The following is a 13232-nucleotide window of genomic DNA, read 5'->3' as shown; positions in this document are numbered from 1 at the left end:
GAAGGCCTTCGACCACGAAGACCGCGTCATGCGTCTTCGCGAAACCCCCGCCTTCAAGCCCACGGCCGCCCTGCGGTGAGAACCAGGGAAGGACAGCGCAGCTGACTTCCTCCCGGGGGACGGCCACGCATTCGGAAAAGTCCGCTAGGATGGTCGGATCCTGTTAGGGAGTATGGGCTGGTGTCCCCAGCGGGATTCGAACCCGCGTTTCGGCCTTGAAAGGGCCGGGTCCTAGGCCAGCTAGACGATGGGGACGGGGGTGGTGACCCGCGAAGGATTCGAACCTTCGACTCCCTGCTTAAAAGGCAGGTGCTCTACCAACTGAGCTAGCGGGTCAAGACACCTAATTCTGGACACTTGCGTGAGCGGAGTCAACGGAAATCGGGCCGACAGTGCCCGAGATGTGCCGGCGAGCCTGGGCCTGCTCCTCCTGGGTCGCGGGGAGCGACGCCACGCTTGGGCACCCGATAGATTCCGGATCAGGACGGGATTTCCCTGATATCCTCTTTGAGGTGCGGGTCTATCGCTCTTCCGACGTTTCGTAACTCCTCCAGAGCTCTCGACCAGTCCCCAGATCCATGATGTGCAATGGGCAGCCGATGCGCTTGGCGCTCCTTCAACTTTCCGGCTTCCTCTGGTGTCTCAGGGATAAGCTTTAGCCAGTCCATACGACCGTGCACCTTGGATCTGCCGGACCCGGCCACGAACATCTGTCCCTTTAGGATCACCCCTTCTCCCCCGCGTGAAATTGCCTCGCGACTACCGAGCCAACCCCCACTCCCGGAACGCGGGGGTATCGACCAGGATGGTCTGGTCGCGCCGCGCGCCTGTGGAGATGAGGGAGATGCCCAGCCCGGCCAGGTCCTGGAGCCGGTCGAGGTAGGCCCGGCAGGCTTTCGGGAGCTGCTCGAGTTTCAGGGCCCCGATCGTGCTCTCCTCCCAGCCCGGCACCTCTTCGTAAACCGGCGTGCACTCGGTCAGGATGCCGGTCTCGTTGGGGAAGGCGGTGAGCCGCTCCCCCCGGTACTGGTAGGCGGTGCAGAACCGGATGCGGGGGAGGGTATCCAGCACGTCCAGTTTGGTGAGGGCCAGGGTGCCCAGGCCGTTCACCCGGACCGCGTAGCGGAGCGCGACGGCGTCGAGCCAGCCGCAGCGCCGTGGCCGCCCCGTCGTGGCCCCGTACTCCTGCCCCCGGTCCCGCAGGAGCTGGCCCGTGGCGTCGGTCAGCTCGGTCGGGAACGGCCCCTCCCCCACGCGGGTCGAGTAGGCCTTCATCACTCCCACGACCCCGTCTATGCGCCCCGGCCCCACCCCGGTGCCGGTGCAGGCGCCGCCCGCCGTGGCGCTGGAGGAGGTCACGTAGGGGTATGTCCCCAGGTCCACGTCGAGCAGTGTCCCCTGCGCCCCCTCAAACAAAATGCGCCGCCCCTCCGCGATGAACCGGTTGACCACCTCGGAGGCATCCACCAGGAAGCGCTTGACCTGCTCGAAGTGCTGCATCTGCTCCCGGAAGAGGGTGGTGGCGTCCAGGGTGTGCAGGAGGCTCTCGGGGCCGGCCTGCGCCTGCTTCTCCGCGAGGACCGCCGCGAGCCGCTCCCGGAACGCCACGGGGTCGTACAGGTCCCCGATCCGCACCCCCACCCGGGCCATCTTGTCGGCGTAGGCGGGCCCGATCCCCCGGCCGGTGGTTCCGATCTTCTGCGATCCGTGCCGCTCCCGCTCCACGTCCAGGATCTTGTGGTAGGGGAGGACCAGGTGGGCGCTCTTGCCGATGTAGAGGGTGTCCTCCACCGAGACCTTGAGCTTCCGGAGCTGCTCGATCTCGTGGGTGAGCGCGGGCAGGTCGATCACCACGCCGTTCCCCAGGATGCAGATCTTCCCCATCCGGAGGATGCCCGAAGGGACCAGGTGGAGGACCACTTTCTCCTCGGCCACTACGACCGTGTGACCGGCGTTGTTCCCCCCCTGGAAGCGGACGACGGCATCGAAGGACTCGGAGAGGATGTCCACCACCTTGCCCTTCCCCTCGTCCCCCCACTGGGTCCCCACCACGATCACGTTGGCCATGAGAGCGCTCCGCTCATGACCCGGTCGCAGAACTGGGCGACCGCGTACGGCGTCTCCTTCCCCGACTGGATGTCCCGCAGGATCAGGCTCTCCTCGCGCTGCCCGGGCTGCCCCAGGATGAGGGCGTAGCGGATGCCGCAGGTGCGGGCGTAGGTGAGGGAGCCCTCCAGGTCCCGCACGATGATGTCCCGGGCGGCGGGGTAGCCCTTCGATCGGAGCGTCCGGGCGAGGATCAGGGCCTGCCGCTTGTCTGGGTGGAAGTCAATGATGAGAAACAGCGGCCCGGCGTCCCGCGGCAGGGCGTTCTCCTTCTCCAGCGCCAGGAGGAGCTTCTCCAGGTCGAAGGCGAACCCGGTCGCCGGGCAGTCGTAGCCGAACTGGCCGATGAGCGCGTCGTAGCGGCCGCCCCCCCCGAGGTGGGACCCGAGCCCCTCCGCGAAGACCTGGAAGGCGATCCCGCTGTAGTACTCCAGGCTGTAGTGCTCGGCCAGGTCCAGGATCACCTGGTCCGTGAGGCCGTAGACCCGCAGGACCTCGTAGACCCGGCGGAGGTTCTCCAGGGCCCGCTTCGAGCGCTCGGAGGCGGCCAGCGCCTCCGCCCGGTCCAGCACCTCCTCCCGCCCGTAGAGCTCGGTGAGCCCCCGAATCCCCCCCTTCACGGCGTCGGGGCAGGCCAGGTCCGTCAGGAGCAGGTCCAGGGCGAGCGCGTCCTTGCGCCTGAGCGCCGCCAGGATCTCCCCGCGCCGGTCGGGCCGCTGCGGGAGCCCGTCCAGCATCCCCCGCAGGAACTCCACCTGCCCCACGTCAATCTGGAACCGGGTGAGCCCCACCTCGCGGCAGGACTCTACGGCCATGGCGATGATCTCGGCGTCCGCCTCGGGCTGCGGGAGACCGATCAGCTCCACCCCGGCCTGATAGAACTCCCGCTGCCGCCCCTCCGCCGCCTCCTCGTGGCGGAAGATGGGGGCGGCGTAGCAGAGGCGCAGGGGGAGCGGGTGGTGCCGCAGCGTGGTCGCCACCATCCGGGCGACCTGGGAGGTGATGTCCGGGCGGAGCGCCAGGAGCCGGCCGCTCTGCCGGTCCACGAACTTCTCCACCTTCTCGCTGTCGGGCAGCGCGGCGGCGAAGACCTCCAGGTACTCGAAGGTGGGGACGACCACCTCCCGGAACCCCCACCGCTCGAAGACCGAGAGGAGCCGTCCCTCGGCGAACCGGAGGCGCGCCGCCTCTTTCGGCGGCATCACCCGGATGCCCTTGGGGATGGCGCTCGCGGGGCGGTCCATGGCGGGCTACGCCTGCACCAGCTTGGCGAAGACGATGTCGGGCATCCGCCGGATCTCCTCCAGGACGGGGGCCGGGATGGGCGTGTCCACGTTCACCACGGAGACGGCTCGTCCCCCGGGCCGGGTCCGGCCGAGCTGCATGCCGGCGATGTTGACCTGGTTCTTCCCGAGGAGCGTCCCGATCCGGCCGATGACCCCGGGGACGTCCATGTTGGAGAACACCAACAGGTAGCCCTCGGGAATGGCCTCCAGGGAGAACTCGCCGATCCGAACCACGCGGGGCTGGGACTTCTGGAAGAGGGTGCCGGCCACGAGGCTCGGGCCCTTGTCGGTCCCGATCGTGACGGTGATGAGGCTGGCGTAGTCCCCTTCTTCCGAAGTCTTGCTCTCCACCACCCGCACCCCCCGCTGCTTGGCGAAGGGGAGGGCGTTCACGATGTTGACCGAGCCCGACAGGATGGGGTCCAGGACGCCCTTGACGACGGAGGCGGTGAGGGGGGCGGTGGTCACCGAGGCCACCTCCCCCTGGTACTCGATTCGGATCTCCTGCATCCGGCCCTCGCTGAGCTGGGACCCGAGGCGTCCCAGCTTCTCCGCCAGCGTGAAGTAGGGCTGGATCTTGGCCAGCAGCTCCGGATCGATGCTGGGGGCGTTGACGGCGTTCCGCACCACCCCTCGCTCCAGGAAGTCGATCACCTGCTCGGCGATCGCCACCGCCACGTTCTCCTGGGCCTCTTCGGTAGCCGACCCCAGGTGGGGGGTGCAGATGAAGTTGTCCAGGCGGAGGAGGGGGCTGTCGGTGGCCGGTTCGGTGACGAAGACATCGAAGGCGGCGCCGGCGACCTGCCCCGTCCGGAGGCCCTCGTGGAGGGCCTGCTCGTCCACGATGCCCCCCCGAGCGCAGTTGAGGATCCGCACCCCGCGCTTCATCATGGCGATGGCCTTGCCGTCCACGAGGTTCCGGGTGTCGGGCCCGAGCGGGACGTGGACCGTGAGGAAGTCGGACCGCCGGAAGACCTCCTCCAGGTCCACCAGTTCCACACCGAGGGGGGCGGCGGCCTCCCGGGAGATGAAGGGGTCGTAGGCGATGACGCGCATGGCGAGCGCCTTCGCCCGCCGGGCCACTTCGGAGCCGATCCGGCCGAGCCCGATGACCCCCAGGACCTTGTTGAAGAGCTCCACGTTCGTGAAGCGGCTCTTCTCCCAGCGGCCCTGCTTCAGGGACATGGTGGCCTGCGGGACGTTCTTGGCGAGGGCGAGCAGGAGCGCAATGGTGTGCTCGGCCGTGGTGACGGTGTTGCCGCTCGGGGCGTTCATGACCACGATCCCACGGGCCGTGGCCGCCTCGAGATCAATGTTGTCCACCCCGACGCCGGCGCGTCCGACCACCTTGAGCCGCTTTCCCGCCTCCAGCACCTGGGCCGTCACGGCCGTGGCGCTCCGGACCACCAGGGCGTCGTAGTCGCCGATGCAGGCCAGCAGCTCTGCGGGGGAGAGGCGGTTCTTCACGTCCACGGCGAAGCCCGGGGCGTGCTGGAGCACCTCCAGCCCCCGGGGCGCCAGGTTGTCGGTGACCAGGATCCGCTTCACGGGCACATCCGCCGGCATTCGGGTTCTCCTTGGGCAGACTGCAGCCCCACCGGCCTCGGTTCAGGCGCCGCGGACGCACGCCCCCCTCCCGAGCCGGACGGGGCCGATCGTGCGGAGGGGGGGACGCGGCGCGGCGGGGGGGACCTACTTCTGGAGCACGTCCTGGGCAGCGCGCAGGCCGTCGCCCAGCCGCACGGGGTAGCCGAGCTCGGCCAGCGTGAACTCGAGGGCGGCGATCCCCGTGAGGACGTCGTAGGCGTCGGCGTAGCCGAGGGTCGCGATCCGGAAGATCTTCCCCTTCATGGATCCCTGGCCCCCGGCGATGGAGAGCCCGTGCTTGTCCCGGAGGGTCCGCACGATGACGCCGCCGTCCAGGCCCTGCGGGACCTTCACCGCCGTGGCCGCCGGGGACGGGCGCTCCGCGAACAGGGAGAGCCCGAGGGCTGCGACGGCCGCCCGCGTGGCTCGGGCGAGCCGCTCGTGGCGGGCGAAGATGCCGGGGAGCCCCTCGGCCTGCAGCAGGTCCAGGGCAACCTTGAGCCCCGCGATGAGGGAGACGGCCGGGGTCCAGGCGGTTTGGTGCCCGGCCTGGCTCTTCCGCTCCGTGAGGAAATTGAAGTAGTAGCGGGGGAGGCGCGCCCGCTCGGCCGCCGCCCAGGCCCGCTCGCTCAGGCACGCGAAGGCCAGGCCCGGCGGGAGCATGAGCGCTTTCTGCGACGCCCCGACCACGATGTCCAGCCCCCAGGCATCCGTCGGCAGGTCCACCACCCCCAGACTCGTGATGGCATCCACGACCAGGAGGGCCGGCGTCTGCCGGACGATGGCCGCGATTGCATCCAGGTCGTTCAGGACCCCGGTGGAGGTCTCGCTGTGGGTGGCGAAGACCGCCGCGATGCCCGGGTGCTTCCGGAGGGCCGCTGCAACCTCCTTGGGGTCTACCGCCTTCCCGTAGGGGACCTCGAGCGGGATCACGGTGAGGCCGTAGGCCTGGCAGATCTCCGCCCACCGCTCGCCGAACTTGCCGCCCTTGAGGACCAGCACGGCCTCGCCCGGGGAGCAGATGTTGACGACCGCCCCCTCCATGGCTCCGGTCCCGGAGGCGGCCAGGATGAGGACCTCCTGCCGGGTCTGGAAGAGCCACTGGAGCCCCTGCCGGACCTCGGCGAAGAGGGCCTCGAACTCCGGCGTCCGGTGGTGGATCACCGGTTGGGCCATCGCCAGGAGCACCTCCGGCGGGACCGTGGTCGGGCCAGGGGCCAGGAGTCGGAACTTCTTCATCGGGCCTCTCCGCGCTCGGGCAAACCCTCGTCGCCTGCTTCGCAAGGCGCCGGAAATCACACCATAAAGGGGTGCTGAAGTCAAGGTGAAAGCCGGCCGGGGAGTGTCCGAATCAAACGAACTACCTGGAACCTCTGGAGGGAATTCGCTCGCCTTCGATCTGGGGACAGACCACTCCCTGAGAGCTGGGCTGCTCCGCTCGCTCCTTCCAGCCGACGAGGAGCCGCTTCAGCCGTTTCCGTAAGGTGAGAAATTCGGCGAGCATCCGGTCCAGATCAACGATCTTCTGCTCAACAAGGCTTCGGACGTGGGCGCATGGCTGATGGCCCTGCCGGCGGACTCCCACGATGTCCTTGATCTCGGAGAGCGTGAAGCCCAGCGCTTTCGCCTTGGTGATGAACTCGAGGAGTTCGACCGTCTCCTTCGGGTAGAGTCGATACCGGTTCTCCCCCCTTTGCGCCGGGGGGAGCACGCCGACCGCCTCATAGTAGCGGATCGTCTTCGGGCTCACCCCCGCCTGCTTGGCCAGCGTGCCGATGAAGAGCTGATTGCGAGTCATCCTGAGTCCAGTCCCTAAAAAGGGAGGGCCGGCCCAAGGGACCGGCCCCCCACGGGGTCAGAGCTCGCCCAAGACACCCTCTCTCACGTATCGCACGAGGGTGTTCCAGGCGCTTCTGGAGAGAGCGATCTTCTCGTCGCCTTCCCCGATCCGGACGGTCGCTGTTCCACCTTCGTGTTGCAGAACCTCGACCTCCGGGCAGGCCCCGCATTCCGGGCAAAGGGACACCTTCTGGGTTCCCTGCACGGCCATCACCTCCTTTCACTGCACAATCTAGACCTTCCCGTTCCCTGGAAGGTCAAGGGATATTTTACAGATACAAGGAATGCCTTCAAGCCCAGGGCGGTTCTCCAGGTGCACGGTGCCCCGCTTCCAAGAGCGGGCGCATTTTGGTTGAGGCGGACCGCCGGGCGTGGTAGGCTGCGCACTGGTCGCGCGGGGAACGGACTGGCTGCGGCGCAGCCGAAGCCATGAAGAGTCCGACCATGTCGGATCGGATGCAGGAAACGGGACGGGGGCGGCTGGGTCTCCTCGCAGCTCTCCTGGCGGCGGGCCTGCTCCTGGCGGCCGTCCTCCCGGGCGGGTCGGCCGGAGCGGCCGGACCGGCGGAAGGGGACCCGGCACCCGACTTCACCCTCACCCTGTTCTCCGCCAAAATCTTCAAGCTGAGCGACCTCAAGGGCAAGGCGGTCCTCCTGAACTTCTTCGCCTCCTGGTGACCCCACTGCCAGCGGGAGGCTCCCGCTCTCATCTCCGCCTACCGGACCTACGCCGACCGCGGGGCGGAATTCGTCGGGGTGAACGTCTTCGACAAGGAGCCGGACGGCCTGCGCTTCGTCCGGGACCGCCAGATCCCCTACCCGACCGGCTTCGACGAGGGTAACCGGATCGCCGCCCGCTACGGGGTCGAGGGGACCCCGACCTCCGTCTTCATCACCCGGTCCGGCCGGGTGATGGCGATCCAGGCGGGGGCCATGGATGCTCCCACCCTTCGGGAGACCCTGGAGCGGCTCCTCAAGATGAAGTGAGCCGGGCCGCTCGCGGGACCCTCCTGGTGGTGGCTGCCGCCGTCTGCTGGGGAGCCTTCAGCACGGTGGCCAAGGTCCTCTTCCTGGAGGGGGCGGTCACTCCCCAGGCCCTCGCCGGGATCCGGGCCACGCTGGTGGTCAGCCTTCTCGTTCCCGCCCTCCTCGTCTGGAATCCCGCCCTCCTGAAGATCCGGTCCGCCGATCTCCCGCTCCTGGCCTTCCTGGGCGTCGCCGGGATTGCTCTGAACAACTTCTTCTACCTCACCACCATCAGCCTCACCGCTGTCGCAACCGCCGTCCTCCTGCAGTACATGAGCCCGATCCTCGTGGCCTGTTATGCGGTGGCCGTGGAGCGGCGGCCGCTCTCGGGCCGGCTCCTTCTCGCGCTCGCCGCCGCGGTCACCGGGTGCGTCTTCGTGGTCCGGGGCTACGACCTTGCCGCCCTCCGGCTGAGTGCCGTCGGACTCGTCACGGGTCTCACCGCCGCGTGCTTCTTCGCCCTCTACACCGTGGGGGGCCAGCGGGCGCTCCGGCGGGTGGATTCCTGGACCCTCGTGACCTATGCGTTCGGCTTCGCCGCCCTCTTCTGGTTCCTGCTGACTCCCCCGTGGGTTCTGTTGCGGGGGCACCCGCCGCGCGTGTGGGGACTCCTTCTCCTGTTCGCTGTCCCGGGCACCCTGGTCCCCTTCGGCCTCTTCGTCCGGGGCCTCACCCACGTGTCAGCGGTCACCGCCCAGATCGTGAGCACCCTGGAACCGGTCGTGGCGGCGGGAGCCGCCTTCCTGGTCCTGGGGGAGCGCCTGGAGGCGCTGCAGCTTCTGGGCGGCGGCCTGGTCCTCGTGGCGGTGCTCCTGGCCCAGGGCGTCGGGGGTGGCACGGCGCCTGCACCCGGCACTGGGGAGCGCTCGCTGTAGGAGACCGGTCTTTCGCCGCCACTTGGCTGCGGGCCGCCGATGCGGTATAAGGTCTCCAGTTCCGCGGATCCGCCCGGCCCGGGCGGGAGGTGGGCTGCGATGCTCGGCCTCGGCTTGCTCTATCGGCTGTACGAGAGGCGCCTCCTCTGGGAGGTGCGCGGCGGGGCCATGCCGCGGCACATCGGCCTCATCCTCGACGGCAACCGCCGCTACGCCCGGGAGCTGGGTCTGAGCAACCCCCTGGAGGGGCACCGCCGAGGGGCGGACCGCCTGGAGCGGGTCCTGGACTGGCTCGAGGAGCTGGAGATCCGGATCATCACCATCTACGTCCTCTCCACCGAGAATCTCTCCCGTCCCCCCGAGGAGCTCCAGGGCCTCCTGAGCCTGATCGAGACGAAGATGCGGGGGGTCGTCACGGACCGCAAGATCCATGGCAAGGGGGTGCGGGTGCGGGCGGTCGGCCAGCTCGGCCTCCTGCCGGCTTCGGTCCAGGAGGCCATCCGGGCCGCGGAGGAGGCCACCGCCGGCTACGGGAACTTCTTCCTGAACATCGCCGTCGGGTACGGCGGCCGGCAGGAGATCGCCGATGCCGTCCGGGCCCTCCTCCAGGAGCGGCTGCGTCAGGGGATGGCTCCGGACCGGGCCGTCGGAGAGATCACCCCGGAGGCGATCGGAAAGTACCTGTACACCTACGACCTGCCGGATCCCGACCTGATCATCCGGACGAGCGGGGAGTTCCGCCTCTCGGGCTTTCTGCTCTGGCAGTCGGCGTACAGCGAGTTCTACTTCTGCGACGCCTACTGGCCCGCCTTCCGGAAGATTGACCTGCTGCGGGCGGTGCGGGCCTATCAGCAGCGCAAGCGCCGCTTCGGCTCGTAGCCGTGGCCCGGGTCCCGAAGCGGCATGGCCACCGCTTCGGCACGTAGCCGTGGCCATCCGCGTCGTTCGCTAACCCCCCCCTTCCCATGGACAAGAAACAGGTGGTGGCCGTCCTGGAGGAGATCGCCGCCCTCCTGGAGCTGCAGGGGGAGAACCCGTTCAAGTCGCGGGCGTATCTCACCGCCGCCCGGGCCATCGAGGCGGCAGAGCAAGAGCTTCCCGAGCTGGTGGAGACGGGCGCCCTGCGGAACCTGAAGGGAATCGGGGACGCCCTGGCGGAGAAGATCACCGAGCTCACCCGGACCGGCCGGATGCGCTATCACGAGGAGCAGAAGGCCAAGTTCCCCCCCGGCTTCCTCGAGCTGCTCCGCATCCCCGGCCTCGGTCCCAAGAAGGTGAAGGCGGTGTACGAGCGGCTGGGCGTGAGCACCCTGGCGGACCTGGAAGCAGCCTGCCGGGCGGGGAAGGTGGCGGACCTGGAGGGGTTCGGGGCGAAGACGCAGGAAAATATCCTCAAGGGCATCGAGGCGCTGCGGACGCACGCCGGCCGCTTCCTGCTGAGCGACGCCCTCCCCGTTGCCCTGGACCTCCGGGCGGCCCTGGCCTCCCACGCCGCTGCGCGGCAGGTCGAGGTGGCCGGGAGCCTCCGGCGCCGCCGGGAGACCGTCAAGGATATAGACCTCATCGCCTCCGCCACCGACCCGGCCGCGCTCATCCGGGTTTTCACCACCCACCCGCTGGTGGCTGAGGTCCTCGCGCACGGCCCCACGAAGGCCAGCATCCGCCTGAAGACGGGCATCCAGGCCGACCTGCGCGTCGTCGGCGAGGCCGACTTCCCCTTCACCCTCCACCACCTCACCGGCAGCATGGAGCACAACGTCGCCATGCGCTCCCGAGCCAGCGCCCGGGGGCTGAAGCTCAGCGAGTACGGCCTCTTCGAGGGGGACACCCCGCTGCCCTGCCGGAACGAGGCGGCCATCTTCGAGCGGCTGGGCCTCGCCTATATTCCGCCCGAGCTGCGGGAGGACCTGGGGGAGATCGAAGCCGCGGAGCGGGGGGCCATCCCGGTGCTGTTGGAGGATGGGGACCTGCAGGGGACCTTCCATTGCCACACCACCTGGAGCGACGGCCTGAACAGCCTGGAGGAGATGGCCGCGGCGGCGCAGCAGATGGGCTACGCCTACCTCGGGATCGCCGATCACAGCGAGTCCGCCAGGTATGCCGGGGGCCTCACGCGGCAGCGGGTCGCGGAGCAGCGCGCGGTGATCGACCGCCTGAACGCGACGTTCCGGGGCTTCCGGCTGCTCCAGGGGATCGAGGCGGACATCCTGGCCGACGGCGGGCTCGACTACGACGAGGAGACCCTGGGCGGGTTCGACTACGTGGTGGCGTCGGTCCACTCCCGCTTCACGATGGATGCCCCCAGCATGACCGCGCGCCTCGTGAAGGCGCTGAACCACCCCAGGGCGACGATGCTCGGGCATGTGTCGGGGCGCCTGCTCCTGCAGCGGGAGCCGTACGCCTTCGACCTGGAGGCGGTCCTCCAGGCGGCCGCCCGGCACGGGGTGGTGGTGGAGATCAACGCCAACCCGCACCGCCTGGATCTGGACTGGCGCCACCTGCGCCGCGCCCGCGAGCTCGGGGTGCTCCTGGTCATCAACCCCGACGCCCACTCGACCGAGGGGCTGCGCGACATCGCCTATGGGGTCGGGGTCGCCCGGAAGGGCTGGTGCACGAAGGCCGACGTGCTGAACACGAGGCCCCTGGCCGAGGTCCTGGCATTCCTCGCCCGCCGGAGGGCGGGCTGAGGTGGCGGTGCGGGCGGGCTCCCTGCTGGTCCTGGTGGGGCTCACCGTCTGGGTCCTCTGGCGTGTCTTGTGGGCGGACCTGCCCGCCCTGCCGCTCCCGGCTCTCCTCGCAGAGCATCCCCTCGCCCGGGCCGCGGCCGCGGCGCTCATGGCCATGGTGGTGGCCGCCGGATGGGTGGGGGCCTTGCGGGCGGCCGTCAGGCGACGTGCGCGCTCCCTGGCGGACCGGGCGGCGGCGGCGGAGATCGGACTGGACCCGGAGCGGGTGCGGGCCGCGGCCGCCGGCCGGCAGGTGAGCTGCCCGGGCTGCGGGAAGCCGGTGCCGGTCCTGAAGGCGGACCGCTGCGCCTACTGCGGCACGGCCTTCACGCCCGAGGCGCGCCAGGCGATGGCGGCGGCGCGGGAGGCGATCCTCCGGGATCTGGCGGCGGGAGAAGGTGGGGGTGGAGGGCAGGACGGGTCTGTGCTATAGTCTTGCTGCCCCGGCCGGCACGATTCGATGTGGGGATGCGTCGCCTGGCCGTTGTAGCCCATGGGCAAGAAGGAGGTTTGCCATGATGATCCGTTCATCCATTCGAGCACTGGTGCTGCTCCTGGGGGTGGGGGTGCTGATGGCCGGCTGTGTGGCCAAGTCCACCTTCGAGGCCAAGGAGCAGGAGGCGGCCCAGACCATGAGCGCGCTGGAGGCGGCGCGCGCCGCCGGCCGCAGCCTCGCCGCGGAGTTGGAGGCGGCGAAGGAGGAGCGGACCGCCTTGCAGCGGGACCAGGAGGCGACCCGCGCGATGCTCCAGGCCTCGAACAGGCGCGTCGGGGAGTTGGAGCAGGGCGTCGCGAACCACGAGGCGGAGATCGGCCGCCTGCAGAAGGTGACCACGGAGAAAGAGCAGGAAATCGCCCGCCTGCGCAACACCTACGACAGCCTGGTGAAGGACTTGAAGAAGGAGATCGAAGCGGGCGAGATCAAGGTCACCCAGTTCCGCGACCTGCTGACGGTGAACCTGGTAGAGAAGATCCTCTTCGACTCGGGGCGGGCGGAGATCAAGCCCCGGGGGCTCGAGATCCTGCAGCGGGTCGGGGACATCCTGAAGGGGGTCGAAGATAAGGTGGTCCGGATCGAGGGGCATACCGACAACGTGCCCATCGGGGCCGCCCTGAGGAGCCGCTTCCCGACCAACTGGGAACTCTCCACCGCGCGGGCCACGGTGGTCGCCCGCTTCCTCCAGGACAAGGTGGGACTCGACCCGGGCCGCCTGTCGGCCACGGGCTACGGCGAGCACCAGCCGGTCGCCCCCAACGACAACGACGAAGGGCGGACCCAGAACCGGCGCATCGAGATCATCCTGGCCCCGCTCCCGCCCGCCACCGCGGGCGGCGGCTGAGCCGGCCCTCCGCTATCCTGGCCCGCCGCGCCCCCACCGCGGCGGGCGCTTTTCTCTCCTCATGGATCAGCCGGACGCCAACGAGCGGTTCCAGCGGCGCATCAAGGGGACCTTCACCGAGCTGCTGGGGATGCGCCTCTTGGAGCACCGCGAGGGGTACGTCCGGGGCGAGCTGCCGGTCCGGGACGGCCTCAAGCAGGCCTACGGGGTCCTGCACGGCGGCGCGCTTGCGACCTTCGCCGACTCCCTCGTCGGGACCGGGACCGGCCGGTTCCTGGCCCCCGGCCAGACCATGACCACCATCGAGTTCAAGGTGAACTTCATGGCGCCGGTGCGGGACGGCACCGTGCGGGGGGAGGCCAGGGCGCTGCACCGGGGCCGGCGGACCATGGTCTGGGAGGTCCGGCTCACCGACGGCGAGGACCGCCTGGTCGCGCTGATGACCAC

14 protein-coding genes and 2 tRNA genes are annotated in these 13232 nt (G+C 69.6%); 7 read left to right on the top strand and 9 right to left on the bottom strand.

Features of this window, described 5'->3' with window-relative positions:
• Window positions 1–178 precede the first annotated feature (178 nt).
• The 9 genes from VGT06_11625 to VGT06_11585 form a co-directional block, all read right to left on the bottom strand.
• Window positions 179–255 (bottom strand) — tRNA-Glu (locus tag VGT06_11625).
• Between the two features lie 5 nt (window positions 256–260).
• Window positions 261–336 (bottom strand) — tRNA-Lys (locus VGT06_11620).
• Window positions 337–479: 143 nt separating this feature from the next.
• Complete coding sequence (locus VGT06_11615) at window positions 480–728, bottom strand: hypothetical protein (GenBank protein ID HEV8663767.1); 249 nt, start codon at window positions 726–728, stop codon at window positions 480–482.
• Between the two features lie 31 nt (window positions 729–759).
• Window positions 760–2067, bottom strand: coding sequence for an adenylosuccinate synthase (locus VGT06_11610; GenBank protein HEV8663766.1), 1308 nt, complete (start codon window positions 2065–2067; stop codon window positions 760–762).
• Window positions 2055–3350: an ATP phosphoribosyltransferase regulatory subunit gene (gene hisZ / locus VGT06_11605; protein ID HEV8663765.1), complete on the bottom strand. Its 1296-nt coding sequence runs from the start codon at window positions 3348–3350 to the stop codon at window positions 2055–2057. The genes VGT06_11610 and hisZ overlap by 13 nt, the downstream gene beginning before the upstream one ends.
• A 6-nt stretch (window positions 3351–3356) precedes the next feature.
• Window positions 3357–4958, bottom strand: a complete 1602-nt coding sequence (serA, locus tag VGT06_11600) for a phosphoglycerate dehydrogenase (protein HEV8663764.1) — start codon at window positions 4956–4958, stop codon at window positions 3357–3359.
• 126 nt (window positions 4959–5084) lie between these two features.
• Window positions 5085–6218 carry an alanine--glyoxylate aminotransferase family protein gene (locus VGT06_11595; protein ID HEV8663763.1) on the bottom strand — a complete coding sequence of 378 codons (1134 nt, stop codon included), beginning with the start codon at window positions 6216–6218 and terminating at the stop codon, window positions 5085–5087.
• 121 nt (window positions 6219–6339) lie between these two features.
• On the bottom strand, window positions 6340–6777 hold the full coding sequence (locus tag VGT06_11590; GenBank protein HEV8663762.1) for a heavy metal-responsive transcriptional regulator: 438 nt from the start codon (window positions 6775–6777) through the stop codon (window positions 6340–6342).
• A 57-nt stretch (window positions 6778–6834) separates the two neighbouring features.
• Entirely contained in the window at window positions 6835–7029 is a 195-nt protein-coding gene (locus tag VGT06_11585; GenBank protein ID HEV8663761.1) for a hypothetical protein, read from the bottom strand.
• Between the two features lie 218 nt (window positions 7030–7247).
• On the opposite strand from VGT06_11585, the gene VGT06_11580 reads away from it, so the two are divergent.
• The 7 genes from VGT06_11580 to VGT06_11550 form a co-directional block, all read left to right on the top strand.
• Window positions 7248–7805, top strand: coding sequence for a TlpA disulfide reductase family protein (locus VGT06_11580; GenBank protein HEV8663760.1), 558 nt, complete (start codon window positions 7248–7250; stop codon window positions 7803–7805).
• Window positions 7802–8719 carry a DMT family transporter gene (locus tag VGT06_11575; protein ID HEV8663759.1) on the top strand — a complete coding sequence of 306 codons (918 nt, stop codon included), beginning with the start codon at window positions 7802–7804 and terminating at the stop codon, window positions 8717–8719. The genes VGT06_11580 and VGT06_11575 overlap by 4 nt, the downstream gene beginning before the upstream one ends.
• Before the next feature lie 99 nt (window positions 8720–8818).
• The gene (uppS, locus tag VGT06_11570; protein HEV8663758.1) at window positions 8819–9598 is read left to right on the top strand and encodes a polyprenyl diphosphate synthase; all 780 of its coding nucleotides are present in this window, start codon (window positions 8819–8821) and stop codon (window positions 9596–9598) included.
• A gap of 86 nt (window positions 9599–9684) precedes the next feature.
• Window positions 9685–11406: a DNA polymerase/3'-5' exonuclease PolX gene (polX, locus tag VGT06_11565; GenBank protein ID HEV8663757.1), complete on the top strand. Its 1722-nt coding sequence runs from the start codon at window positions 9685–9687 to the stop codon at window positions 11404–11406.
• 1 nt (window position 11407) lies between these two features.
• Complete coding sequence (locus VGT06_11560; GenBank protein ID HEV8663756.1) at window positions 11408–11878, top strand: hypothetical protein; 471 nt, start codon at window positions 11408–11410, stop codon at window positions 11876–11878.
• An 82-nt stretch (window positions 11879–11960) separates the two neighbouring features.
• Complete coding sequence (locus VGT06_11555) at window positions 11961–12785, top strand: OmpA family protein (protein ID HEV8663755.1); 825 nt, start codon at window positions 11961–11963, stop codon at window positions 12783–12785.
• Window positions 12786–12846: 61 nt separating this feature from the next.
• A partial coding sequence (locus VGT06_11550) for a PaaI family thioesterase (GenBank protein ID HEV8663754.1) occupies window positions 12847–13232 on the top strand: 386 nt, incomplete at its 3' end.

It is taken from the genome of Candidatus Methylomirabilis sp. (assembly GCA_036000645.1).
GTDB lineage: Bacteria > Methylomirabilota > Methylomirabilia > Methylomirabilales > JACPAU01 > JACPAU01.
The sequence above is the reverse complement of the archived record's forward strand: the minus strand, read 5'-3'. Positions and strand labels throughout refer to the sequence as shown.